25 protein-coding genes and 3 pseudogenes are annotated in these 24447 nt (G+C 68.5%); 13 read left to right on the top strand and 15 right to left on the bottom strand.

Annotation, left to right across the window (positions count from 1 at the left end; translation table 11 throughout):
• Positions 1-19: 19 nt before the first annotated feature.
• Complete coding sequence (locus tag ACIBCK_RS22430; RefSeq protein ID WP_399392766.1) at positions 20-562, bottom strand: flavodoxin; 543 nt, start codon at positions 560-562, stop codon at positions 20-22.
• Between the two features lie 239 nt (positions 563-801).
• A complete protein-coding gene (locus ACIBCK_RS22425) occupies positions 802-1653 on the bottom strand; it encodes an aldo/keto reductase (RefSeq protein WP_399392764.1) in 852 nt (283 codons plus the stop codon).
• A 149-nt stretch (positions 1654-1802) separates the two neighbouring features.
• Between ACIBCK_RS22425 and ACIBCK_RS22420 the strand changes: the two are divergent.
• The 7 genes and pseudogenes from ACIBCK_RS22420 to ACIBCK_RS22390 all read left to right on the top strand — a co-directional run.
• Positions 1803-2135 (top strand): annotated as a pseudogene (locus tag ACIBCK_RS22420) (transcriptional regulator); the annotation flags it as partial.
• Between the two features lie 109 nt (positions 2136-2244).
• On the top strand, positions 2245-2373 hold the full coding sequence (locus ACIBCK_RS22415; protein ID WP_399393124.1) for an LPFR motif small protein: 129 nt from the start codon (positions 2245-2247) through the stop codon (positions 2371-2373).
• Positions 2374-2548: 175 nt separating this feature from the next.
• Positions 2549-3685: a phosphatidylserine/phosphatidylglycerophosphate/cardiolipin synthase family protein gene (locus tag ACIBCK_RS22410; RefSeq protein ID WP_399393122.1), complete on the top strand. Its 1137-nt coding sequence runs from the start codon at positions 2549-2551 to the stop codon at positions 3683-3685.
• A 120-nt stretch (positions 3686-3805) separates the two neighbouring features.
• A pseudogene (gvpJ, locus tag ACIBCK_RS22405) lies at positions 3806-4087 on the top strand (gas vesicle protein GvpJ); the annotation flags it as partial.
• A gap of 242 nt (positions 4088-4329) precedes the next feature.
• Positions 4330-4722, top strand: a complete 393-nt coding sequence (locus ACIBCK_RS22400) for a hypothetical protein (protein ID WP_399392762.1) — start codon at positions 4330-4332, stop codon at positions 4720-4722.
• Positions 4723-5165: 443 nt separating this feature from the next.
• Entirely contained in the window at positions 5166-5393 is a 228-nt protein-coding gene (locus tag ACIBCK_RS22395) for a DUF2945 domain-containing protein (RefSeq protein WP_399392760.1), read from the top strand.
• Positions 5390-5725, top strand: coding sequence for a DUF3140 domain-containing protein (locus ACIBCK_RS22390; RefSeq protein ID WP_399392758.1), 336 nt, complete (start codon positions 5390-5392; stop codon positions 5723-5725). Before ACIBCK_RS22395 ends, ACIBCK_RS22390 begins: the two co-directional genes overlap by 4 nt.
• Before the next feature lie 87 nt (positions 5726-5812).
• Here the strand turns inward: ACIBCK_RS22390 and ACIBCK_RS22385 are convergent, their stop codons facing one another.
• The 5 genes from ACIBCK_RS22385 to ACIBCK_RS22365 form a co-directional block, all read right to left on the bottom strand.
• Positions 5813-6184 (bottom strand): fic family toxin-antitoxin system, toxin component, encoded by a 372-nt coding sequence (locus ACIBCK_RS22385; protein ID WP_399392756.1) that lies wholly within the window; start codon positions 6182-6184, stop codon positions 5813-5815.
• Positions 6181-6438, bottom strand: a complete 258-nt coding sequence (locus ACIBCK_RS22380; RefSeq protein ID WP_399392754.1) for a hypothetical protein — start codon at positions 6436-6438, stop codon at positions 6181-6183. Before ACIBCK_RS22380 ends, ACIBCK_RS22385 begins: the two co-directional genes overlap by 4 nt.
• A 132-nt stretch (positions 6439-6570) precedes the next feature.
• On the bottom strand, positions 6571-7290 hold the full coding sequence (locus ACIBCK_RS22375; RefSeq protein ID WP_399392752.1) for a DUF4097 family beta strand repeat-containing protein: 720 nt from the start codon (positions 7288-7290) through the stop codon (positions 6571-6573).
• A 71-nt stretch (positions 7291-7361) separates the two neighbouring features.
• A complete protein-coding gene (locus ACIBCK_RS22370) occupies positions 7362-7631 on the bottom strand; it encodes a hypothetical protein (protein WP_399392750.1) in 270 nt (89 codons plus the stop codon).
• On the bottom strand, positions 7628-7981 hold the full coding sequence (locus ACIBCK_RS22365; protein ID WP_399392748.1) for an ArsR/SmtB family transcription factor: 354 nt from the start codon (positions 7979-7981) through the stop codon (positions 7628-7630). Before ACIBCK_RS22365 ends, ACIBCK_RS22370 begins: the two co-directional genes overlap by 4 nt.
• A gap of 378 nt (positions 7982-8359) precedes the next feature.
• Here ACIBCK_RS22365 and ACIBCK_RS22360 point away from each other — a divergent pair, with 378 nt between their 5' ends.
• The gene (locus ACIBCK_RS22360; protein ID WP_399392746.1) at positions 8360-9640 is read left to right on the top strand and encodes a YeeE/YedE family protein; all 1281 of its coding nucleotides are present in this window, start codon (positions 8360-8362) and stop codon (positions 9638-9640) included.
• Between the two features lie 23 nt (positions 9641-9663).
• Here ACIBCK_RS22360 and ACIBCK_RS22355 read toward each other — a convergent pair whose 3' ends face one another.
• The 6 genes and pseudogenes from ACIBCK_RS22355 to ACIBCK_RS22330 all read right to left on the bottom strand — a co-directional run bounded on the left by ACIBCK_RS22355 (position 9664) and on the right by ACIBCK_RS22330 (position 13827).
• Positions 9664-9849 carry a hypothetical protein gene (locus ACIBCK_RS22355; protein WP_399392744.1) on the bottom strand — a complete coding sequence of 62 codons (186 nt, stop codon included), beginning with the start codon at positions 9847-9849 and terminating at the stop codon, positions 9664-9666.
• A 415-nt stretch (positions 9850-10264) separates the two neighbouring features.
• Positions 10265-10480: an alpha/beta fold hydrolase gene (locus ACIBCK_RS22350; RefSeq protein ID WP_399392742.1), complete on the bottom strand. Its 216-nt coding sequence runs from the start codon at positions 10478-10480 to the stop codon at positions 10265-10267.
• Positions 10468-10799, bottom strand: a pseudogene (locus ACIBCK_RS22345) (epoxide hydrolase N-terminal domain-containing protein). Before ACIBCK_RS22345 ends, ACIBCK_RS22350 begins: the two are co-directional and overlap by 13 nt.
• Before the next feature lie 269 nt (positions 10800-11068).
• Entirely contained in the window at positions 11069-11683 is a 615-nt protein-coding gene (locus ACIBCK_RS22340) for an SH3 domain-containing protein (protein WP_399392740.1), read from the bottom strand.
• Positions 11684-11884: 201 nt separating this feature from the next.
• Positions 11885-13177: an MFS transporter gene (locus ACIBCK_RS22335; protein WP_399392738.1), complete on the bottom strand. Its 1293-nt coding sequence runs from the start codon at positions 13175-13177 to the stop codon at positions 11885-11887.
• A 137-nt stretch (positions 13178-13314) separates the two neighbouring features.
• Positions 13315-13827, bottom strand: a complete 513-nt coding sequence (locus tag ACIBCK_RS22330) for a PadR family transcriptional regulator (protein ID WP_399392736.1) — start codon at positions 13825-13827, stop codon at positions 13315-13317.
• Between the two features lie 76 nt (positions 13828-13903).
• On the opposite strand from ACIBCK_RS22330, the gene ACIBCK_RS22325 reads away from it, so the two are divergent.
• On the top strand, positions 13904-14572 hold the full coding sequence (locus ACIBCK_RS22325; protein WP_399392734.1) for a cysteine hydrolase family protein: 669 nt from the start codon (positions 13904-13906) through the stop codon (positions 14570-14572).
• Between the two features lie 152 nt (positions 14573-14724).
• A complete protein-coding gene (locus ACIBCK_RS22320) occupies positions 14725-15372 on the top strand; it encodes a hypothetical protein (protein WP_399392732.1) in 648 nt (215 codons plus the stop codon).
• 20 nt (positions 15373-15392) lie between these two features.
• On the opposite strand, the gene ACIBCK_RS22315 is transcribed toward ACIBCK_RS22320, so the two are convergent.
• Positions 15393-16991 carry a carboxylesterase/lipase family protein gene (locus tag ACIBCK_RS22315; protein ID WP_399392731.1) on the bottom strand — a complete coding sequence of 533 codons (1599 nt, stop codon included), beginning with the start codon at positions 16989-16991 and terminating at the stop codon, positions 15393-15395.
• A gap of 142 nt (positions 16992-17133) precedes the next feature.
• Between ACIBCK_RS22315 and ACIBCK_RS22310 the strand changes: the two genes are divergently transcribed.
• From ACIBCK_RS22310 to ACIBCK_RS22300, 3 genes are all read left to right on the top strand, one after another.
• On the top strand, positions 17134-17694 hold the full coding sequence (locus ACIBCK_RS22310; protein WP_399392729.1) for a TetR/AcrR family transcriptional regulator: 561 nt from the start codon (positions 17134-17136) through the stop codon (positions 17692-17694).
• A 701-nt stretch (positions 17695-18395) separates the two neighbouring features.
• Positions 18396-23228 (top strand): cation-translocating P-type ATPase, encoded by a 4833-nt coding sequence (locus ACIBCK_RS22305; protein WP_399392727.1) that lies wholly within the window; start codon positions 18396-18398, stop codon positions 23226-23228.
• A gap of 127 nt (positions 23229-23355) precedes the next feature.
• Complete coding sequence (locus ACIBCK_RS22300; RefSeq protein ID WP_399392726.1) at positions 23356-23823, top strand: hypothetical protein; 468 nt, start codon at positions 23356-23358, stop codon at positions 23821-23823.
• 24 nt (positions 23824-23847) lie between these two features.
• Here ACIBCK_RS22300 and ACIBCK_RS22295 read toward each other — a convergent pair whose 3' ends face one another.
• Positions 23848-24423, bottom strand: coding sequence for a hypothetical protein (locus ACIBCK_RS22295; protein WP_399392724.1), 576 nt, complete (start codon positions 24421-24423; stop codon positions 23848-23850).
• Between the last annotated feature and the right edge of the window lie 24 nt (positions 24424-24447).

Raw genomic sequence — 24447 nt, 5'->3', positions numbered from 1 at the left:
GCGGTTGACAGTTGGCGTATCAGGCGATGGCGAAGCCGATGCCGTTCAGCCAGGCCCTGATGGGGCCGTCCGCCTTCCCGACTTCCTCTCCTTGGACTGCCAGGCCTTGAGCGAAGGTGGCGCCCCGGCATGAGGCGGCGTAGTCGCGTGCGGTGGAGCCCAAGCCGCTCATGGCGTGCGTGGTGAAGGGGACGACGGTCTTGCCGGCGAAGTCGAGCTGCTCCGTGAAGGTCGTCATGATCACGGGTGCACGCACCTTCCAGATGGGACTGCCCAGCAACACGGTGTCGTAGCCGTCGAGTTGAGGCAGCCCGCCCTTGATGTCGGGGCGAGCGTCGGCCTGCTGTTCACGGACGTTGCGCTTGACGGTCGCGTCGTAGCTCGCCGGATAGGCGTCGGCGGGCTCGATCCGGTACAGGTCGCAGTCGATGAGGTCGCGGATCTTACGGGCCATGACCTCGGTGTTGCCGACCTTCAGGTGGGTGCGGTCCCCGTAGTAGTAGTTCTCGCCGGGGCGGGAGAAGTACGCGAGCAGCACCTTGCCGCGCGCCCCGCCGCTCACCGTCGGACCCGGCGTTCGGCTCGTTTCCGGAGTCTGCTGCTCGCCGCGGATGAGCAGCTGGTGACGTGAGGCGTGGCCATGGCGGTGACTCCGGTCAGCAGCGCGGCGCGCAGGATCGTCCGACGCCGGGCGGCGCTGGGTCCTGCTGGTGCATGGCAAGTCCCTTCACGCGGCGATCCGATGTGGGAGCGAGCGGCGGCCGGCCCCTCGAAGGCCACCCGATCTCTGGGTGGCGTAGGTCAGGCATCCAAGCGGCGCTTGGCGAGCCAGGCGACGATCTCGGGGTCGTGGTGGTCGAAGAACAAGGAGCTGCCGGTGTCGAGGGTGGCGATCTGGGCCATCTGTTCGTCGGTGAGCCGGAAGTCGAAGGCGTCGATGTTCTCGGCCATGCGCTCGGCACGTACGGACTTGGGGATGGCGATGACACCGCGCTGGGTGAGCCAGCGCAGGACGACCTGGGCGACGGACTTGCCGTACTGCTTGCCGATGCCGGCGAGGAGAGGGTTGGTGAACAGGTCGTTCCTGCCCTCGGCGAAGCCGCCCCATGACTGGATCCGCACCCCGTGCTCGCGCATCAGGTCCTGGTAGTCGGCGCGTTGGAAGAAAGGGTGGGTCTCGACCTGGTTGACAGCCGGGGTGACCTCGTTGTTGACGATCAGATCGACCAGCCGGTCGGGGTAGAAGTTCGCGACCCCGATCGCCTTGGCCACGCCCTCGCGGTTCAGGGCTTCCATCGCGCGCCACTGGCCGTAGACGTCGCCGAACGGCTGGTGCATCAGATACAGGTCGAGGTGGTCCAGGCCCAGCTTGCCCAGGGACGTCTCGAAGGCGTGCTTGGTGTTGTCCTGGGCGGGAGCGTTCTGGACCCACAGCTTGGTGGTGACGAACAGGTCCTCGCGCGGAATACCGCTGGACTTGATGGCTCGACCGACGGCTTCTTCGTTGCCGTAGGCGGCTGCGGTGTCGAGCAGGCGGTAGCCGGCGGCCAGTGCGTCGGAGACGGCGCGTTCGGTGTCCTCGGCGGGGATCTGATAGACGCCGAAGCCGAGAAGCGGCATGCGGAGGCCGTTGTTCAAGGTCACGTGCTGCATGGGGGAAGTCCTCTGTGGTGCGGGCGAGTTGGGGCTCAGGGATGGATGAGGGCCTTGAGGACCTGGCGTTCGGCCATGGCCCGGTAGGCGTCCGGCGTCCGGTCGAGAGGGAAGGTCCGGTCGAAGACGCGGCCGGGGGTGATGGTGCCTGTGTCGCCCGCCTGCGTGCCATCGCCGGTACGGCCCCGGACGCACCCGACCTCACCAACCTCGTCGGTGAACTGCTTCTGAAGAGCCCGGACTTCGCCGGTCTGTGGGAGCGCTACGAAGTGACGGGACGCAAACCCGCCCACAAGATTTTCCACCACCCCCAGGTCGGCACGCTCACCCTCACGTCCCAGTCCCTGCACGTCGAAGGCACCCCCGGCCAGCGCATCGGTGTCTACACCGCCGACCCCGGCAGCCCCGACCACGACGCCCTGCTCCTGCTCGACATGAGCGCTCCATCCGTCGCGATGCCCAGCACCACGCCTCGCTACTGAACCGCGTGAATTTGTTTCTGGCTCCATCCGCAGGGCAATCGGCAGAGGCAGCCCCCACAGGGGGCCCAGTGCTCAGCTCAGCAGGAAACCCAGCATGGAGGTCCAGGAAATGCTCAAGGCCATTGCAGATGTATTCCGTGCCATTGGCGGGGCCATCGCCACGGTTGTCACTCTTCCTTTTCGTGCGGTCGCGAGGCTCTTCGGCGGGGCGTCTTCCAGCGCCCGCGGCAACCACTGACCGCCGTAGCCACTAGTTCCTCGACAGTCAGCTCACCCCGTCGGCCACACCGGGCATCTGGGGAAGTTGCCTCGACCGGCCAAGGAAGAGCATGACAAGCACAGACAGTAGATCCGCAGCGTCAGCCCAGCATGCCGACGTGCCGCGCCAGTCGGCGGACGAGCGCAAGCAACGGATGCGGCGACGTCTGGAGCGGTTGATCGGAGTAGCCGCCACCGAGGGCAATTCACTCCTCCCGTTGCGAAACGGGGATGAGATCTTCAAGGCGATGCTGGACGGAATTCGTGCCGCCGAGCACACGGTGGACATGATGACGTTCGTGTACTGGCGTGGCGAGATAGCCCGCCAGTTCGCCGATGCCCTCGCCGACCGGGCCCGCCACGGTGTGCGGGTCCGCCTGCTCCTTGACGGCTTCGGTAGCCGCCTCATCGAGCAGGAGCTACTGGACATGATGGAAGAGGCCGGAGCCCAGGTGGCATGGTTCCGCAAGCCGCTCTATCTCTCTCCTCTCAAGCAGAATCACCGTTGCCACCGAAAGGTGCTGGTCGTCGACGAGCACACCGCGTTCACCGGCGGGGTGGGCATCGCCGAAGAGTGGTGCGGGGACGCCCGCAACGCGAACGAGTGGCGCGACACACACGTCCAGGTACGCGGACCTGCCGTCGACGGCATCGCAGCCGCCTTCGCCCAGAACTGGGCCGAGTGTCATGACACCTTGTTCGATGAACGGGACCGTTTCATCGAGCACACGCCCGCCGGTGGAGCGGTGGTACAGGTCGTTCGAGGCTCGGCCAGCTTCGGCTGGCAGGACATGCAGACCCTGCTGCGGGTCGCCCTCGAATCCGCGCAGGAACACTTCCGCCTGGCAACCGCCTACTTCGCTCCCGATGCGTACTTCATCGAGCTGCTGTGCGCGGCCGCACGCCGCGGTGTCGAGGTGGAGATCCTGCTGCCCGGCCCGCACACCGACAAGCGGGTCTGCCAACTGGCCGGCCAGCACTACTACGCGACTCTGCTCTCCTGCGGCGTGAAGATCTTCCAGTACCAGCCGACGATGATGCACGCCAAGGTCATCACCGTGGACCGGATCGCGGCCCTGGTCGGCTCCACCAACTTCAACCGCCGCTCCCTGAACCACGACGAGGAGGTCATGCTCGCGGTCCTGGACGAGGACTTCACCGCCACCCTCGACCAGCACTTCGACCAAGACCTGCGAAAGAGCACGCAGATGCTGCACTCACGCTGGAAGCGCCGCCCTGTCACGCAGCGGGCACGGGAACTTGCCGTCGCCCCCATCCGCCGCTACTTGTGAGCCACATGCGTGGCAGGTTCCAGGCGGGCGCCGCTCCGACACAGCACCCCGTGAGCGAGGCGTGCAACACCCGCGAAGTTCTGAACGGCCCAGTTCGGACGACTTAGGAAAGTGGCAGCGATGCTCCCCGCACAGCAAGGTGGCCCATCACGCGGAACCAGCGGACTGTATGACGTCCTGGAACTCATCCTTGACCGAGGACTGGTCATCGATGCGGAGATCCGCATCTCGGTCATCGGTATCGAGCTCATCAAGATCGACGTGCGCATCGTGATCGCCAGTGTGGACACCTACCTGCGCTTCGCCGAAGCCTGCAACCGACTCGACCTGGACTCGGGGCCGGGACAGCGCCCCGGTCTGCCCGAACTGATCGGTGATCTGAACGGAAACGACTCCCGGGGCTAGCCGCCGCTCGCACCAGCCCCACAGCGCATGCAAAGCCTCCAGCCAGCGCTGGCTGATGCGGCGTTAGGGTGTCCGGCATGGATGACAAGGGGGCCGGTGGGCCGCGTCAGGTGGCCTGTCCGGAGTGCGGCAGCACCGAGATACGGACGGTCGAGAAGGCGCAACATGGCAAGGGCTCTCTGCGTGACAACTTGAGCACGCGCCTGGCACCCGGGCCTAATAAGTCGGGGGACGGGTGCATGCACTTCGTCGAGGGCATGGTGCTGACCAGCATGGGCGGCGCCCTCGTGTACATGGGTCTGCAGGAGCACAAGCCCCTGTACACACTCGGCGGTGCGGCGCTCGCCCTGATCTGCTTCTTCGGGACGATCATGGCGGTGCGCATCGACGCACGCGAGAAGGCCGCCGAGGAGGCCGGGGCCGCCCGTGCCGACGAGCTGTGGCGCCCCGCCCACTTCTGCTCCGGCTGCAGCTCGGTCTTCTGCCCGGACGGCACTCCGTGGCAGGGCGCGCTCACCACGGAGCAGTTCAAGAAGTTCGTCTGGACACAGGCCGGTTACGCCGACCAGCTCTCGCCGGGGGACAAGGCGCGGGACGCGGAGGTACCCGCGGGCGTGCTTCCGCTGAGGTAGCTACTGCCGCATGGATGAACTGCCTCCAGGGAATTGACCTTCCCGCAGACGAGAGCGGTGCCTACCTGCACAACGACGAGCAACTACGCGCATGGCTCGCCGAGCTGAGGAAACGCCGGACGATGTGACGTGCCCGTAGCTGCCGAGCGGGTCACGCCTCCATCCCGCCCGCGAGCGTCGGCCCGCCCCCAGGCGCCGCCGCGAGCCCCACGCTGCGAACCAGCCGCGGATGCGGTCCGCGACGAGCCGGGACAAGCTGTTCGTATGCCCCGAGGGTCCCGAGGGTGAGGAACTTTCGGACTGCGGGCTGCGGGCTGCGGAGCACCCCGTATAGACGAATGTGGCGCCTGCTCAAGTTCGCGGCGTCCGTCGCTGCCCGCTTCGCCGCCCTCACCTGACCCGCCTCCCAGTGCGGCGAGGTCCGCAGCAGAAAGGGAAGAGTCATGGCGAAGGACAAGGACATCGGCAAGGGCGACAAGGTCACGTGGAAAAGCCACGGGCAGACAGTCACCGGCAAGGTGAAGCGCAAGATCGCCGAAAACACCGAGACCGCCGGCCGCACCGTGAAGGCCTCGAAAGAGGAGCCGCAGTACGAGGTGGAAAGCGACAAGTCCGGCCGCTCGGCCGTGCACAAACCCGGTGCGCTGCGCAAGAAGGGCAGGAAATCGTGACGCAGCAGGACGACGGCCGGGACAAGAACATCAGGGACTTCAAGGAAGCGGTCAACATGTCCCCGGCCGCTCTGGAGAAATGGCTGGAGACGGACGAGTCGAAAAGCGTCGGTCAGAGCAAGAACGGCGGTGAAAGTGTCGGACACGCCTCAGGACGGCGCATCGTCGATCTTCAGCGCACCAAGAAGGGCGACCTCAGCGATGAAGATGTCGCCCACATGCGGAAAGTCACCGGCTACATCCACCGGCACCTCAAGCAACGCCCCAAGGGCGACGTCGCCGACACCCCGTGGCGTTACTCGTTGATGAACTGGGGACACGACCCCCTGTGAGCAGGAACCCCGCGCCTCCCAAGCGGGTACCGGCGGCCCTGGAAGGCTGACTCGCCGCGCTTCGGGCCGCAGTCGGCGTCTCACAGCTCACGGCTTCCAGGTGCGCAGGAACTCGGCGACGCGGGCAACGGTGCAGCGGGAGCTGTGCAGTTCGTGGGCGAGGGCAGTGAGCTGCTCACGGGTGGGATTTACGGGGATGTTGCTCGCCTCGAGATACATGACGGCGACCGCGCAGGCCACGGTCAGGTTCGAGGCTGCCAGCCAGTGACAGCGCCCCAGGGTGTGCACGAGGGCCGCGGCACGCGCGTAAGGGCCGTTGTAGACGGGGTGTTCCATGAGTTCGCCGCGGTGGCGGGCAACGGCGGCGATCGGCACGCCGTAGTCGTCGACGGCGGGATCGCGGTGGGCGGCACGCTGGGCGGCCTCGAGGATCCAGGATTCGTCGATGTGCAGGATCACGCGGCGGTACCCGGACGGGAGGCGGCGTGCGGCTGGTCCAGCCGACGCTCCAGATCGTCCAGGAACGCCCCGTGATCGTCGATGAACTTCTGCGCGGCGGCCATACCGGCGGCGCGTGCGCCGGTGGTGTCCTCGACGATGAGGGCCGCGACGTACTTGTTGAAGTCCAGGCCGCGGGCTGCCGCAGCCCCCTTGCCTGCGGCGAGCACGTCGGCCTCGAGCCGTAGCTGGGTCTGCTTCTTCGCTGACGTCATACACCGAAGGTAGCAGGGTGGTAGCCGCGGCGGGCGCCGGGAGTCGAGACCGAGGGTGGCTTCATAAACCTGCGCGCTCCCAGGGAGCCGCCGACGCCTCTGCCGGGGGCAGCCTCGCCTTCGGGCCGCGGGTCACTTCGCCGTCGTCACGGTGACGTTGCCGCCTCCGGTGTGGGCCTTGACCTTGTGCGGCGATGACGGCGTGTTCGTGACCCCGACATCGCGGTTGCCGCCGTCGGTCTTGGCGTCTACGGAGTACTTTCCGTCCTGCAACCGTACGGTGACGTTGCCGCCGCCCGATTCTGCGTTGACCTGGTCGGGAGCACTGGTGAAGGAGGTTTCGACGTCGCCACCGCCGGTGGACGCGTCGATCGTCTTCGCGGCGGACTCCTTGATGCGCACGGTGCCGCCGCCCGTCTTCACCGCGGTGTCGCCCGACAGGCCCCGCACTGTGATGTCGCCGCCGCCGGACTCCACGTTCACGGCGGTTCCGACGGGAACCTCCACGGTGTAATTGACGCCGCACTTGCCGGCGTCGTCGTTCTCGCATCCGGGAGCGTTCAGGGAGAGTTCACCCGATTTCACGGCATGCTCGGCGCGGGGCTTTTCGTCGGTGTACTCGAACTCCTCAGTGACGCTGATCCCCGAGCCTCCCCCATCGACCACTTCGACATTGCCGCCGTAGCTCTCTATACGAAGAGATGTCACTTTCTCATCGACCTGATACTGCGACTTCTCTGTCTTGACCTTGCCGTCGCAGGCCGTGAGGGCGGCGCCGGCGAGGGCGACGGAGGTGGCGACGAGCAGCAGGGTCTTGGTCTTCGTCATGGACTTCTTCGGCGGCGTGGCCATCGTGCTTCTTCCTCAGGTCGGTTGGAAGGGGAGGGCGTGGGATGACGCCCACTCGCCCCTGCGCGCCAGGGTTACTCGACGTCCTTGAGGGTGCGTTCCATGGACTCGACCCGCGAGCGCATGTCGGAGAGCTGGGCGGCGATGTCCGTGAGCTTATGGTCCGTCAGTTCCTGCGTGGTCACGGCTAGTTCAGTCAGCCTGCGGTAGTCCTGGTCGCGGGCGAGCTGCGCCTCGACCCGCTGGGTCTTGCCGCGCTGACGCAGGGCCACGATGACCACCGGCACGAGCAGCAGCAGGCCGCCCAGCGTGAAAATGATCGCGTCAAGGTCGTAGATGTTCATCGTTCCCCCTGGGCCTGACCGGCCTCTTTCTCGTCGGTGGCGATGCTGATCGTCTCGGCCACCGGGATGATGTTGCTCGGCGTGAGATGCAAGGCGAACGGCACGACTTCGTAGTACTTCATTGCCTTCCCGTCCGCCGAGACCTCGAGCGTTGAGGAGACCAGTCCGACACTCTCCAGCTTGCGCAGATGCACCTGCAGCAACGCCCGGCTGATGCCGAGATCGCGAGCCAGCCGGCTCACGTAGTTGCGTTCCTTGGCCACGGCGGCAACCACTCGCAGCCGATGGGGGTTGGAGAGAGCCGCGAGCACTTTCGTCAATTCGTCTCCGTTGAGATCGGAGAGGTTCATGTGGACTCCTTGCTCGTGCCAAGAAAAGTTAGCAGGTGCTAGCGAGACGTACAACCAGGAAGTGCGGGGGAATGGGGCGCCGCCGTCGCCGGGTACTCAGTGCAGCTGGGGCCTTACGGAGGGGCTGACCTGCAGCGCTGGAGCCGATTCATCCCGCTGTCTCATTCCGGTGCTCTCTATGTGAGACGGCGTTTCGGGATCTCCGCTGGATGCTTATGGTGGTGCGCATGTTCGGACCCGCCCGTCAGCTCGCTCTCGCGCTCTTCGCGGCCACGCCGTGGAGCGTCGACGACGCGCTCTGTCGCCGCTGACGCCTCGCTCCTCCCTCGCGCGAGCCCCGCCTGTCCGATCATCCCCCTCCCGTTCCCGGAGACCCCCTTGACGACCGCTGCCGATGCCGGGGCGCCGCCCCGCACCGCCCTGCTCGCTCCTGCCCCCACCTCCGCCCCCGTCCCTCAGGCCGAGGCCGCGCCGCCGGTCCGGCGGGTGCCGCTGGCCGTCGCCGGCGCCATCGGTGTCGCGCTCGCCGGTTACGTCTTCGCGGAGCACGGGGCCAAGCCGGGCGTACTGCTGCTGCTCGGCCTCGGGCTGGGGTTCGCCCTCTTTCACTCCCGGTTCGGCTTTACCTCCGCCTGGCGGCAGCTGGTGGCTGTCGGCAACGGCACCGGGCTGCGGGCCCACACCCTGCTGCTCGGCACCACCGCGACGCTCTTCGCCCTGGTCATCGGCACCGGCAGCGGCCTGTTCGGTTCGGTGCCCGCGCCCAGCGCCGGACCGATCGGAGTGGCACTGCTCGTCGGCGCCTTCCTCTTTGCCATCGGCATGCAGCTCGGCGGCGCCTGCGCCTCGGGGACTCTCTTTGCCGTCGGTTCCGGCCAGGGCACCATCGTGCTCACCCTCTTCGGCTTCATCACCGGCTCCACCCTCGCCGCCTGGCAGTTCGGCCTCTGGAGCGACCTGCCCGCGCTGGACCCGTATGTGCTGTCCGACCACATCGGCTGGTTCGGCTCCTGGGCGGCGACGATCGCAGTGCTCGCCGGCATCTGGTTCATCGCCCGCGCCGTGCAGGCCCGCCGCACTCCCCCGCCGGTCGGCACCCCGCCCTCCGCGCGCGGTGTCCTCCGCCGTACGGTGCGGGGTTCCTGGCCGCTGGCCGCAGGCGCCGTGGTCCTCGCGCTGCTCGGCGCGGGCGTACTGCTCGTCTCGGGCGGCGCCTGGGGCGTCACCAGCGCGTTCGCCCTGTGGGGCTCGAAGGTCGTGGGCGCACTCGGGGGCGCGCCGGAGACCTGGGCGTTCTGGCAACAGCCGGGCAGCGCGGCCCAGTTGTCTGGGCCGGTACTGGCCGACAAGACCAGCCTCACCGACATCGGCATCATGGTCGGCGCGGCCGTCGCCGCGGCCGCCGGCGGCGTGTGGCAGCTGCACCGCAACATCCCCGCCCGCACCGCGCTCGCTGCCGTCATCGGCGGCATCCTGATGGGCGTCGGCGCCCGTCTCGCCGGCGGCTGCAACATCGGCGCCTACCTGGCCGGCATCGCTTCCGGGTCGCTGCACGGCTGGATCTGGGCCGCCGTAGCGATCCTTGGCACCTGGGCCGGTCTGCGCCTGCGCCCGCTGTTCGGCCTGGGCAACCCGAAGCCGACCGACAGCGTCTGCTGACCTGTCGGCGCCGCAGCCATCAATCACCGCAGCTTTCGGGCGAAGTCCTGCAGGTCGGCGGTGAAGAGGTCAGGCTGCTCGAAGGCCGCGAAGTGGCCGCCGCGCGGCTGTTCCGCCCAGTGCACGACGTTCCACTGGCGTTCGCTCCACCGGCGCGGAGCCCGGGTCTTCTCCCGCGGATAGAGCGCGATGCCGGTGGGCACGTCCACCCTGCGGCCCCATACCTGCGCATCGGAGCCGTACGCCGCCGACTCCGCATACAGACGGGCGGACGATGTGGCAGTCCGGTGAGCCAGTAGAGCATGGTGTTGTCCAGCAGCCGGTCGAGCGTGAAGGGGAGCCCCTCCCGGGTGTCGGACCAGGTGTGGAACTTCTCCAGCAGCCAGGCCGCCAGCCCTGCCGGGGAATCCTCAAGGGCCGCGCCGATGCTGTGTGGCCGGGTGGCCTGCTGGATGTAGTAGCCGTTGTCCGCGCCGTACACCCTGATGTTGCGTTCCAGCGCCTCGCGTTCAGCCGGTGTCGCCTCGGCCTCAGGATCCTCGATGCCCGGCGGGGGCACTGCCCAGGGGAAGTTGATGTGCGCTCCCAGCAGCCGGTCGGCGTGCGCCAGACCCAGCTGACGCACTACGAAGGCTCCCCAGTCCCCGCCCTGGGCCACGCGAAGCGGGAGTAGCCGAGCTCACCCATCAGAGCGGCGAACGTGTCGGCAATGGCGACCACATCGGCGCCGGCCACTGAGGTCGGCCCGGACAGTCCGAAACCGGGCATCGAAGGGAGCACCACGTGAAAGGCGTCCTCGGCGCGTCCGCCGTGCGCGACGGGGTCGGTCAGCGCGGGCACACAGGCACACAGTCGAGGAACTCCACCACCGAGCCCGGCCAGCCGTGGCACAGCAGCAGCGGCGTGGCGTCCTCATGCCGTGAGCGCACCACGAAGGCGTGCACTCGCAGCCCTGCGACGTCGCCGATGACCTGAGGCAGGGCGTTGAGTTCCGCCTCGGTGCGGCGCCAGTCGTAGCGTGCAACCAGTGCTCGACGAGTTGCCGCAGCCAGGGCTGCGGCGTCCCCCGGTCCCAGCTCTCACCGGGCAGATCCTCGCGAAACCGGGTGCGCGCGAGCCGTTCGCGCAAGTCGGCGAGTGCCTCGTCGGGCGTGGAGATCCCGAACGTCTGCGTCGAGGCATTCTCACCCCTCCAGTGCGACAGCTGTTAAGGGGTGACGGCTCTGTGCACTCGAAGGCCGAGCACGACCTGACGGAGTTCCCGGCGAGGCAGGCCATGGAGTTCCTACCGAAGCAGGCCATGGTCTCGACCCGTCGCGTGAGCGTCTCCGGGAGTCCCCCTCAAGACGGACCTACACAGATCCGGCCGCCGCACCCGCGCGACGGCCGGACACTGCAAGCCTCCTACAAGGCCCAATCCCCCTGCATTTACTTGCAGTTGGGCACGAAGCCCTGCGCCTTCACGTAGCGAGCGGTGACCCATCCCTTGGGCACGTTGACCCGGTACCAGGTCCGGTTGCCGGCGACCGGCTGCCCGGCCTTCTTGCAGACAAGAGCGATGGTCTGCCGGTAGCGGTACGTCCCGGTCGCGGGCGAGTTGGAGGTCGGCTGCCGACGTACGAACAGCCCGGCCTTCGAGGTGACGGTTCCCTTGACCACCTTCGAGTTGGGCGCCGCGGGAACAGTGAACGTGCCCTTCGCCACCCACTTGCCACAGCCGATTCCGCCCACCACGACCTGGTGACTACCGGGAGCAGCGTTCGCCTTCACGGCCGCCTGGCCGGTGTACATCAGCGGCTTGGTCTTCTTCGCCAGCATCACCGGCTTGGCGAACGCGTCGGACTTCGCCTGCACCGCACGGCATGTCTTGGGGACGTTCACCACCCGCACCGTCACCGCAGCCTTCTGCTTGACCGAGGCCGGGGTGACCGTGACCCTCGGCTCCGCCCTCGGAGCATCAGACGCCGATGCCGGCGCGACACCAGTGAACGCCACAGAGGCGAGAGCAACCACCGCACACCCGCTCACAGCACTACGAACCATGACTTCGCTTCTCCTTGGTGACGCGCCGGGCCTTGAAGGAGCCCGAACTTCTGCGCTGTGCGGGCAACATAGAACTGACACCGGGAATACGACGCGACCGGTCGCCCGACACGCTCCTCATCACCAGAATGCAGGAGCGTGACTGCGGCGGCCGGTGTTCTCCACGGCGCCGGATGACCTGCCGCGGATGACCTGCCTATGTCACACGCCCTGCACAGCCGATCGACCCGGACGACTCTTCCCGACCCCCGTCAGGACTCCGGCCAGGGCGACGCACACCACGGTGACGCCGATACCCAGGCACGTCACGGTGACACCGACCCCGGCTGCCGCAGCCGTGACTGCGGCAGCTCCCAGCGGGCCGAGTGCGGAGTGGGTCGTCCAGAACGCGGCAGTCACCCGTCCCAAGAGATGGCTGGGGGTGACCTCCTGGCGCAGTGACATGGAGCAAGTACCCGCGATGCCGGTACAGAACAGCATCGCGGCAGCGAGCACCCCGACCACGACGACGCTCTCCGACAGGCCCAGGCACAGCACGGCGGTCCCGCACAGCACGAAGGCTCCGATCCAGCTGACGCCGAAGCCGAAGCGTTCGCGAACTCGCGCGACGGCGAAGGATGCCAGGCAGGTACCGAGCGTGCCGGCGCTCAGGACGAAGCCGACGGTGCTGTCGGGGTGCCCGAGATCCTCCTTGACGAGGAAGATGATGAGGTCGGTGAGCCCGTACGTGAGAAAGGTCAGCAGGGAGAGCAGCGCAGTCAGCGGGCGTAGTACCGGATGGGCCCACAAAAACCGTATGCCTGCGAGGAATTCGCCACGCACACTGGCCCTTTCGGTCCCAGTGTCGGTGGGGGTCCGGTGGGCAGATCGGATCTTTACGAAGAGTATGCCGATGGCGGAGAGCGCGAAGGTGGCGGAGTCGAAGCCGATGGCTGCAGCTGGGCTGAAGGCGGAAGCTATGAATCCTGCCAGCGCTGGGCCGCCCGCGCTGGCAGCAGCGTAAGTACCGAAAAGATGACCGTTGGCCTTGGTGATCTGACCTGGCTCGACGATGGCGGGGACGACCGTCACATAGGTCACCCGGAAGAGCATCATGAACGCGCCTGCGGCCGGGACCACCGCATAGATCAACCACATCGGGGTGGCGAAGAACCAGACCAGCGGGACAAGAGCGAACAGCAGACAACGCGCCCAGTCGGCGGTCATGAGGACTCTGCGCCGGTCGAACCGGTCGACGATCACCCCGGCGAACAATCCAGTGATGATTGAGGCCACGCCCGTCAGGCCGGTGACGAGGCCCATCTGCACTACCGAGCCGGTGCTTTGCAGGACCAGGAGTGGAATCGCTACATAGGAGAAGGAATCCCCGAGAGCCGATAGCGTCTGGATGACCAGAAATACCCGGTAGTTGGAGTTGGCCCATAAGCCAGGAGGTTTCTGTTCCCTCCTGCTCTCAGTCGGCGTCACGCCTTCCCGTTCATCACGTGTAGACACGAACCGCCTTTCTCGCGATGGCCGCAGCGATTAGATCACGGGGTCTCTGTTCCGTGCCGCCAGCACGACTCTGCAGCGTCATGCCTGTCCGGTCAGCTATCTGGTTCTTCGCGCTGGGGTCCGCCCATGGTGGGGTGTCAGGCCAGCAGCCCCCGCAGCCAAGACCGTTCCGCGCGGCTGGTGGCGCGGGCGATGGTGAGCATGCCGTGGCGGTAGGGGTCGTCGGTGTCCTCGGCGCCCAGGAGGCGGTCGCCGTCATTGAAGAAGCTCGCGGGCTGTTCCAGGAAGTCCAGTCGGCGGCGCAGCACCGCGTGCTGGTCGGCGAGGTCGGGAAGCTGCGAGAGAAATGCCAGGACCGTGAAGTACCGGGTGCTGTCGCTGATATCCAGGCCGCCGGCCTCCCGCAGCCGGCGCAGAAGCTCGGTGCGGCCGGTAGCGGTCAGGTCCAGGGTGTGCCGTTGGGCGGCCGAGGCGCCTGGCTCAGCGGTGCGGTCGAGCAGACCGGCCTTGACCAGGCGGTTGATCGCCGGGTAGAGGCTGCCGTCGCTGACCGGACGGGCATGACCCGACAACTGCGCGATTTTGTGCCGCAGTTGGTAGCCGTGCAGCGGCCCCTCGGCCAGGAATCCCAGGATCGCAAGTTCCAGCATGCTGCTACTCTCGCACATCGAAACGAGGTACCTCGAATCGATATAGGGGGCAGGGATGGCGTATACCGAGGACTGGGTGACCACACGAGCGCGCGACGCCTACGAGCACGGCCAAGCCTCGTTCGCCGTACGGCCCGAACGCACGGCTTTGCTGGTCATCGACATGCAGGACGAATTCGTCCGCCCCGGGGCGAGCCCTTACTGGGTGCCCGCAGCCACCCGGATGGCACCCCGGCTGCGGCGGCTGGCCGAAGACTGCCGGGCCGCCTCGATCCCGGTGATCTGGACCATCTTCGACGACACCCATCTCGGACTGGACCGGCCGCACGCCCTGCGCTTCCTCCCGCATGCCGACACCGACTGGCGCCGCCCGGGTCCCGCCGAAGTGTGGGCTCCGATGGGCCGCCGCCCCGATGAGGCACTGATCCGCAAGCCCTCCTACGGCGCGTTCTACGACACCCCGCTCGACACGATGCTGCGCAACCTCGGCTGCGACACGGTCATCGTCACGGGCACTCTCACCAACTACTGCTGCGGCACCACGGCCCGACAGGCATACGAACGCGGCTACAAGGTCGTCTTCGGATCCGACACCACCGCCACCGACGACGAGTCACGCCAGGAACCCGAACTCGCCGTGCTGCGCAAAGGCTTCGCACTCGTGCTGAGCGCCGACGAGATCAGGAAACGACTGATCGCCACCACCCCAGCACCGGAGAACGGGGACAGGGCGAGCGGTGCCTGATGCGGCACTTGCCGGAAGGCCATTGCCAGGTGCCGTACTTCACCGTGAGCCCGGCGCAGTTGGTCAGCTCCACCGTCAAGCTGCCCTCGATCAAGGCCCGTTCGCATCCTGTCTCATCAGTGGTGTCAGTGCGGGATGGCACGATGACGCGCATGAGTAAGGTCATCAACTTCAATACCGCCGACCAGGCCCGCGTCGTCGCCTTTATGGGCGCCGACCAGCTCACCGCGGACCAGCAGCGCACCCTGGGCTCCATCCGCGCAAGGGCTCACGCCAAGCAGCTGGACCTCGACGGGCAGGGCGTCGACTGGGGGCTGACGATCCCCGAGGCGTTGGAGCACCTGATAGCCGGGCGGGCCGACTCCGATGCCGAGTGCGCGGGCAACGCGTACTACACCGCCCTGCAGAAGATCATCGACTCCATCGGGTCCGACTCCAACACCCTCGGCAGCTATTCGAGCCCGTCCACCTTCTTCGGACTGCTGGACAAGCAACTCACACAGGCGGGCGTGCCCCGGGACCTGCTGCCCTCCGACTTCTTGTACGCCGGGCCGCCCCAGATCCCCTTCTACATTCCCTCCCCCGTCGACGGCTCCCCGGAGATCGGCCGCTGGCCGCTCGACCAGGCCAAGCCCGCGGCCGACGCGTACCGCGCGGTCCTGGACCGGATCGATCCAGACTTCCGCTACGACCTCAACGAGCTCATCGAGCTGCTTGACACCGAGGACGACAACTGGCGGGAGATGCAGGACGTCGACTGGTACACGCAGGACACGATCTTCTTCTCCATCGTCGGCTGACCCAGCCCCGGCCGGGTCTCTCACCGTGCGGAGCCGAGCGCCTTCCAGAAGGCGTAGTGGTGGTCGGCTGCGAAGTCCGTCTGCCCGATACGGCCGGACGCGAGCCGCTGCACGTACGGGGTGCGCATCGCGAATCGCTTCCACGTGGGCATGCCGTCCGTGTTCATCTGCCCTGTGCGCGCGAAGTGGCTCCAGTAGGCGGTCACCGTGTCCGAGAGCCCGGCTTGCGCGGGGTCGAGCGGCTCGAACAGGTCGTTGTCGAACAGGTAGGCCAGGTCGGTCATATGACCGGCTCCGAGCGAAAAACTCACCGGCCGTGGCACGCCTTTGAAGTACGGGGCCTTGGCCTCGGCGAAGTCGTAGGCGTAGACGGGGGTGTGGCGGGCCAGCGCGCGCTGAGTGTCGAGTGCCGCTGTCGACCACTCCGAGTCGGTCAGCACAGCCGAGAGTGCGGCTCCGGGCGCCAGGTAGTTCGCTGCTGGGTACTCGGCCAGGATCGCATGGGCGTCCTTTCCGAATTGCTCCGTGACCTTCTTGGTGTACCCCTCAGCAGTCAATGGCTTCCCTGTCTGGATCTCTTCGAGGCCGGCCAGCCCGCTCATCTCGTCATGAGTGGAGCCGTGCAACACCGGTACGCGTGCGAACCGTCCGGCGGCGATCGCCCGTGCCGGGGCCTCGGGCAGCACCTTGCCGTCCACCACGGGCCGGTAGCCGTTGTGCCCTGAGCTGGACGCCTTGGTGAGGTCGGCCGTGGATCTGCGCCGTAGGCAGGGGTCTGCGGTGCGCGGATCGTCGCAGCCCGCGGCTTTGGCGACGGCAAGGCCGTTGGCCTCCGCCTGCGTGCGGGTGAACGAGCCGTCCGGCCCGACGCAGCCCGCACTCTGCACGATCGCCTTGCTGAAGAGCCCACGGGCGCCGGGCGAGACCAACTGGGCGCAGACGCTGTAGCCGCCGCCCGACTGTCCCATGATCGTGACATTGCCGGGGTCGCCCCCGAAGGCACCGGCGTTGCGCTTGACCCATTTCAGCGCGGCCTGCTGGTCGAGAAGGCCGAGGTTGGCTGGTGCGCGCAGGCCGGGAGCGGCGAGGAAGCCGAACGCGCCGAGCCGGTAGTTGACCGTCACGACCATCGCGCCCTGTTGCGCGGCGGCCAGTTTGGCCGCGCGGTAGGTGGCGCCGTCGCCGTAGGTGAAGCTGCCGCCGTGAATCCAGACGATGACCGGCAATGGTCCAGTGGTCCGCCCGGCCGGAGTGGTGACGTTCAGGTGGAGACAGTCCTCGCTGCCTCCGCCCTCGATCGCGATCGGCTGGTCGGTCGGCTGCGCGCAGGCGCTCTTCGGGGTACGGGCGTCAAGCGGCGACGACCAGTGGCGCACGGGCTGCGGCTTCTTCCACCTGCGTTCTCCGGTCGGCGGAGCCGCGTAAGGGATGCCCTGGAACGTTCGCACCGCGCCGGCGGCCGTCCCCTGTACCGGCCCCTCGGTGGTCACTACCCGGGTGGGGAAGACGTGTGCGCCGGCGAGCGCGGAGGCAGGGCCGGCTGTGATCACCGTGGCGGCGAGCGTCGCGGAGACGGTAGCTGCGGCTATGGCGGCGACGCGCGACTTCGTGGTGCTCATCCAGGACCTCCGGGATCGGCGTGATGTTCGATGCCCGGAACCGTAGTCAAGATTTGGGCAGATGCGCAAGACGTTCGCCTGAGGCGATTGCCTAATGCGATCGTCTGGCACAAACGTGCAGGTTGTTGCTAGGGTCCGCGTCATGGGAAATCGGGAGAAGCTGCTGGAGGCCGCCAGAGACTGTCTCTTCACGAAGGGCTATGAACGCACGACGGTCCGCGACCTCGCCTCAGCGGCGGGCGTCAGCATGGCGGCGATCGGCTATCACTTCGGCTCGAAAGAGGCGCTGCTCAACCACGCGCTCTTCGAGGCACTCGACTCCGGAGGCCAGGCCTTCGGGCCGTCGGCGGACGACACCGATCTGGGCGCGCTGTGGCGTCGCCTGATCGAGGCGTTCTCGGGCAACAAAACCTTCTGGATCGCCAATCTGGAGACCGTCCTGCGCGCGCAGCGGGATCCGGATCTACGTGAGCAGGTGGCCGCGGGGCTGCGGCAAGGACGCAGTGGCATGGCGCGAGAGGTCACCGGAACCGCCGAGACCGAGCTCTCCGAGGAGACCATCCGCACCCTCGGATCAGTGCAACTCGCCCTGGTCAGCGGCCTGATGATGCAGCATCTCACCGACCCCGAGTCCGCGCCCACCGCCGACGAGGTGCTGGCCGGGTTGCGGGCGCTGGCCACCTGCCTGCCCGAGGAGACGTAGGGCAGGAGCTCGACCGGGGCACAGGATCGCCACGGGACCGTCCACACGCTCCCTCCCTATGCCTCTGCCCCTACCCTGCCGCACAGTTGATCAGACGTCAGGCACCACGTCCGCCGACGCGGGCCGCATCCGCATGTCCGAGAACGAGCCCGAGCCGGCGCACGGTCGGGACGTACCGCCGAGGCGGCGGCTTGAGCGGGGATTCCTGAGGCGCCGTACAGGCACACTTTCCGCATACGTCGCCGTCCTGATCTCGGCAACCCACTCGGCTGCCACCCCCGAGCCACAGCGCAGCTCGTGGGGCAGGCGCCCCAGGCGGGTGACCACCGGCAGTAACGAGTCGATGAGCGACCACAGTTCATCCGCCACGCCCACGGCTGCGACTGACGTTTCGCCACAGTCGGACCAGCGAGCGGGCACGCCAACAGGCCCTCAGATCCACCAGAGCCGCGCACAGCAGTCCGGTCGCACGCGGAAGGCTCTGCGCACCGGCCCGCGACTAATGGCTCGATGCCGTCACGCAGTCCCTCGCGTGCGCCCCCCTGCACGACACACGTATGTGTGTCAGACCGCGGCTGTTCGGCCGAACCCAGCGGACCGCTGCCCGGCCGCTCGGAGCAGGCTGGGCGTATCGATCATTGCCGTCCCTTTACGACTCCCCCGGTACGTCGCCCCCCTGAGAGGCCTCAAACGTGGCTCGCATGCGGCTCCCCCTGCGCCCAAGCGTGCGCCTGCCGCTGGCTGCCGTCGCGAGTGTGGGGCGTGTGGTGCACGGCGGGCTCCGGGCGGCCGGGCAGGCGGTGCCGCGCGGTGGGGCCGCGGTGGTCGAGTTCGGCGGGGGTGCCGTGCGGCTGCTGGCCGGGGCGTCGCCCCAGCGGCTCGGATCGCTGCTCGCGGACGCACCGAACCACCTCAGGACCATCGCCACGGAGCTGGCTGACTCGGGTGATGTCCACGTCGCCCGTCAGGTCTGGTCGCACGACGGTCACGCCCATCTGCAGGTCCGCGGCCTGACCGGGCGGGGTACCGCGCATCGCACCATCCTCAAGGCCGCGATCATGGCGCTGATGGAGACCGACGGCGTCTACTGGGCCGAGGCCAACGCGGAGACTCGTCGGCTCCTGGTCATCTTCAACGAGAACCGGGTCGGCATTGACCTCATCGAAGAGGTCGTCGAGGGCGTGGAAGCCGCCCACGGTGTGGCCGACGAGGCGTTCCCGGCTGCTCCGCAGGAGCACCCCGCCGACAACATCGAGCAGACGGCCGCCTATGTCGCCCTCACCGTCGGCCTGGTTGGACTCGGCATCGCCGCCACAGGACGCCTCGTGCGGGTGCCGCCACTGCCGTACGGGGTCCGCGAGTGCTTGGTGCTCTCCGAAGCGCATCTGCGGCTTCGGCACCTCGTGGAAGAACGTCTGGGGCGCATCCGCGGCGATCTGCTGCTGTCGCTGGCCATCACCACGGCCCACGCCTTCACCCACAACGCCGCGCCCATCGCCGTCGACGTACTGCGGCGCAGCGCTCAGATCGTCGAGGCCCACGCACGGCGGGCCGCCTGGGCCCGGCACGAGATGGATCTGCACTCCATCCAGTCGGTACTGCCGCACGAGTGCGTCAAACGCCCCTCACGGCCGGAGCCGCTGCCGTCCGGCCCCGTCGAGACAGTCACCGACCGCACCGCGCTCGGCTCCCTGGCCGGGGCGGCGGCGCTGCTCCTGGGGACCCGCAGTCCGTTCCGGGCCACCGAGCTCCTGATGACGACCGCGCCGCCGGCGGCCTGGCTCGGTCGGGAAGGGTACGCGGCTGTTCTGGACTGGCGCCTGGCCCGGCGCGGAGTGCTGCCGATGAACGCCGCCGTGCTGCGCCGGCTCGACCGGGTCGACACGGTCATCATCGATTCCGTCGTGTTGTGCGGCAGTCGCCCCGTCCTGTTGTCGGCGCAGTCGGTGCACACGGACGTCGACGACACGGAGGTATGGCGTACCGCCCAAGGAGTGCTCGGCGCCAGGGATGTGACGACACTTCAGAAACAGCGTCGGTGGAGCAGGGACAGCTGGACCCTGGAGCTGGAGGGCGCGCACGCGCGTCCTCTCCTGGACGGCACCGGCACTGTGACCTTCCGTCTGCTCGACAGGCAGGAGCGTCACTGCGGCACGGTCACCATCGGCTGTGGCCTCGATCCGCTGGCGGAGGCCGTACTCAAGGCAGCTCGGTCCAACGCCGAGCACGTGGTCGTCACCGAGCACGCCGGCATCGGCGAGCTGCTGCCGCTGGCCGACGAGGTACTCCCGCCCGGCGATCTGTCCGACAGCGTCCGGCAGTTGCAGACCGAGGGCCGCGTCGTCATGGTGATCGCGGCCGGGCAGGACACCGCCCTGGCGTTGGCGGATGTCGGCGTGTCCGTGCTGCACGGCTCCCATGGAGCGAGTTGGTCGGCCGACCTCATCTGCGCCTACGAACTGGACTCCGCCTGGCTGCTCCTGCGCACCCTGGGCCCCGCCCGCCGTGTCAGCCGCCGCTCGGCCAAGACGGCCCTGGGCGGAGCAGCCATGGGCGCACTGCTGACCTTGGTGGACGCCAGCCCTCTGCACCAGCGCCGCAAGCTCTCGCCGATGCACAGCTCAGCCGCCTTCGCCCTGCTCGGAGGCGTCATCAGCGCCCGCAAGGTCGGCACCCTGCCCGCACCGAAGCCCGCACTGCGCGGCAGTTGGCACAGCCTCACCGCCCGCGCGACCTTCCTCAGGGTCCGCGAGTACGCTGCCTCGCACCCTGCCGCCGACGACACGGCCGACGCCGCGCAGCGCCGGACGAAGCCCCGGCCGCCCCACTCCCTGCTGCCGCCCAAAGCTGTCGCCCTCACCCGGGCGGTGGCCGAGGAACTGCGAGATCCCCTGACACCGGTGCTCGCCTTCGGCGCGGCCGCCTCCGCCGTCGTCGGCTCTCGTGTGGACGCCCTCCTCGTGGGCGGCGTGATGCTGGGCAGCGCCCTGGTCAGCGGCTCACAGCGGATGAAGGCCGAACAGGCCCTGAACGAACTGCTCGACGTCGAGCGCGTCACCGTCCGCCGCGCCCTCCTGACAGCCACCCCGCGCGACAGCGGCTGGTCGGCTGCCCTGGCCAAGGAGCCCTTCGAGACGGTCACCGCCGACCGCCTCGCCGTCGGCGACGTCATGCTGCTGGGCCCCTCCGATGTCGTACCGGCCGATGCGCGGCTGCTCAGTGCCACCGAACTCGAAGTCGACGAGTCCAGCCTCACCGGCGAACCGCTGCCGGTCGACAAGGACCCCGCCCCTACCCCTGGTGCCGCACTGGCCGACCGCTCCTGCATGGTCTACGAGGGAACCACCGTGGTCGCCGGGCACGGGTGCGCCGTCGTCACCGCGGTCGGCGCGAACACCGAAGCCGGCCGTGCTTCCGCGGCGACCGGGCGCGCCGCCCCCGCGACCGGCGTGCAGGCCCGCCTCGCCGACCTCACCCGCATCACCCTGCCCGCGACGGCCGCCGCGGGAGCGCTCGTCACCGGACTCGCCCTGCTGCGCGGCGCGCCCCTGCGCCAGGCGCTCGGCTCCGGCGTGTCCATCGCGGTCGCCGCGGTCCCCGAGGGCCTGCCCCTTGTTGCCACGGCCGCCCAGCTCTCCGCCGCACGGCGGCTCGGCAACCAGGAAGTCCTGGTCCGCTCCGCCCGCGCCCTGGAGGCACTGGGGCGCGTCGACACCGTCGCCTTCGACAAGACCGGAACGCTCACCGCGGGCCGGCTGTCGGTGACACGCCTCGCGGACTACGGCGGCGAAGTGGCCTTCGACAGCGCCCACGCCCACCGCCTGCTGCGCGTCAGCGGCCGCGCCTGCCCTCAGGCCGACCCCGACTCACCCCGAGCCGTGGCTCATGCGACCGACCGGGCCGTCATCGAGGCGGTGGCCGAGCACGGCGAGCCCGACCACGCCTGGCAGCTGATCCGGGAGCTGCCCTTCGAGACCAACCGCGGTTACGCGGCCGCGCTGGGCACCAACGACGACCAGCTGCACCTGGAGGTCAAAGGAGCCCCGGAAGTCGTCCTGGAACGCTGCGCGGCGGTGTGGGAAGCGGGCCAAGAGACGGTCGCTCTCACTGCCGCCCGACGCCTGCGCGCACAACGCACGGTGCAGCAACTGGCGGCAGCGGGCCTGCGTGTCCTCGCCGTTGCCGAGGGAACTCCGCCCGCCGACCGTACGCACCACGGCGACGAACTCGCGGCCCTCACCCACGACCTCACCCTGATCGGATTCCTCGCCTTCGCGGACGCCCCACGGCGCACAACCGCCGACGCTGTCCGCCGTCTCACCGAAGCCGGCACCCGCAGCGTGATGATCACAGGTGACCACCCGGTCACTGCCACCGCCGTGGCCTCCCAACTCGGTTTGCTGGCACCGGAGTCGGTACTCACCGGCGCGGAACTCGACACGCTCCCCAAACGCGACCGCGACCGCCGTATCGCGCAGACCTCCGTGTTCGCCCGCGTCTCGCCGGAACACAAGACCCGTATCGTCGAGGCCCTGCAACGCTCCGGCCACGTCGTCGCCATGACCGGAGACGGCACCAACGACGCCCCCGCGATCCGCCTCGCCGACGTCGGTATCGCCATCGCGGGACACGGGTCGACCGCCGCGCGCCGAGCGGCCGATCTGGTGCTCACCCAGGCCGACCCCTCGCGCATCGCCACCGCCATGAGCGAGGGCCGGGCCCTGTGGGGCCGAGTGCGGGACTCGGTGTCCATCCTGGTGGGCGGCAACGCGGGCGAGGTCGCCTTCACCGTCCTGGGCACCGCGGTCGACGGCCGCTCGCCGCTGTCCACCCGTCAGCTGCTCCTGGTCAACATGCTCACCGACATGCTGCCTGCCCTCGCGGTCGCGCTGGCACCGTCCACGCCTCCTCCCGGCGACCGGGCCGGGGACGCCGCGGGCGGCGAGACGCAGCGCGAGATGCAGGACTCAGCACCCGAACGGCCGCAACAGCCGCAACAGCCGCAACAGCCGCAACAGGACGAGTACGCCCAAGACCCGCTCCACTCCGGCCCCGTCACCACCGTCTGGGGTACGTCCCTGGCCCACACCCTTGCCGTCCGCGGCGGGGCCACCACCCTGGGCGCGACTCTCGCCTGGGGCGCGGGCAAAGCCACCGGGCGCGTGCACGAGGCCAGCACGATGGGCCTGGTCGCGCTCATCGGCACCCAATTGGGGCAGACCCTGATGATGGCCCGCCACAGCCGTCTGGTCACTCTGACCAGCGGGGTTTCGGGCCTGGCCCTGCTGGCCGGGGTTCAGACGCCGGTCATCAGCCGCTTCTTCGGCTGCCGCCCTCTGCGGGCCGGTTCCTGGGCAGTGTCCGTAGGCTCCTGTGCGGCCGCCACGGCAGTCGCGATCACGGCGGGCACGCGTTGGGCGAAAAGTGCGGACGAGGAGCGCTTGCAGGCGGAAGGCTCGGAAGACTTGGAAAGCCCAGAAGGCCCAGAAGGCTCGCAAGGCTCGGATGTTTCAGCAGGCCCGGAAGGGCACTGACAGGTCCACTCCCCCGACCTCACCCCTGGAGCGCTACACACCGTGACACCGGGACGCGCCGGAGGTGCGGGGCGGCACGATCCATTTCAAGATGGACATCTGCCGCGATCAGAAGGAGCAATGCCCAATGGCTACAGCGCGCAAGCAGACCCCGGCCAAGAAGACGGCTGCCTCCCGTTCGGCGAAGAAGACCTCGTCCCGACCGGCGGCAAAGAAGACGGCCTCCCGCTCGACGAAGGCCTCCAAGTCGACGAAGGCCACCACCAAGAGCGCCGCGAAGGCCAAGTCTTCCGCCGGTGGATCCACGCCCCGTACGCGAGGCTCCGGCTCACAGGACGGCTACACCATGTCCATTCCGGTCGAGCGCATGGCTCGCGGTCTCGTGGACGCCGTCTCCACTCCCCTGGCCTCCGCGGGCCGGGCGCTGCCCTCTCGCGACGGCATGCCCGTCTACCTCGGGCTCGGCGGTCTGGCCGCCGTCGGCGCCGTGGGCGGACCGACAGCCGCGGCCATCGGCGTGGGGTACGCCGCGCTGCGCAAGTGGGGCCCTGCGCGCCCGCTCCTCACCGGCGAGGGGAACACGAGCGCCAAGTAGCGCTTGGCACCCGGTTCGTCGGATTCACTCGGTGATGTACCAGTCGTTGTCGAGGTACTCGAGCGTGTAACTGCCCAGGTCGTTCTCGGTGAACGAGGCGGAAGCCTTGACCGCTTCGACCGGCATCTCGACCTTGTCGGTCGTGCGCACGGCGACCCGCTGCGGGTCGACCGTCGCGGTCTTCAGCGCCTGCTTCTGTACGGGCGAGATCATCTGGAACACGGTGGTGTACGTCGACGTACACGGGCCGAAGCCCTGATCCTGGGCCTTCTTCGCAGCGGGCTTGGCCACGTCGCAGACCGTGTCGATGTCCTCACGACCCAGGGCATGCAGATACTGCTCGTAGCGCTTGATCGCGCCCTGCTTCGTCCTGGGCGCGGGCTGGTCGCCTGTGGGTTCGGCCGAGGGCTTCTCGGTCCGGGCGGCACCGGACGGCGTGGCCGACGGCTTACTCGTGTGCGTGGAACCTGTGGGTGTGGAAATGGACGACTGCGAAGGCTTCGCGTCGACGTCCTTCCCCGCCTCGTCGGCACCGCACCCGCACGCCACCAGCACCACGCAGGCCGATACCGCCACGCTCACCATCGTGCGCGCACTCATTACTTCTCCCTCACCACCAGCCGA

The sequence above is a fragment of the Streptomyces sp. NPDC051218 genome (assembly GCF_044455475.1).
GTDB lineage: Bacteria > Actinomycetota > Actinomycetes > Streptomycetales > Streptomycetaceae > Streptomyces.
The sequence above is the reverse complement of the archived record's forward strand: the minus strand, read 5'-3'. Positions and strand labels throughout refer to the sequence as shown.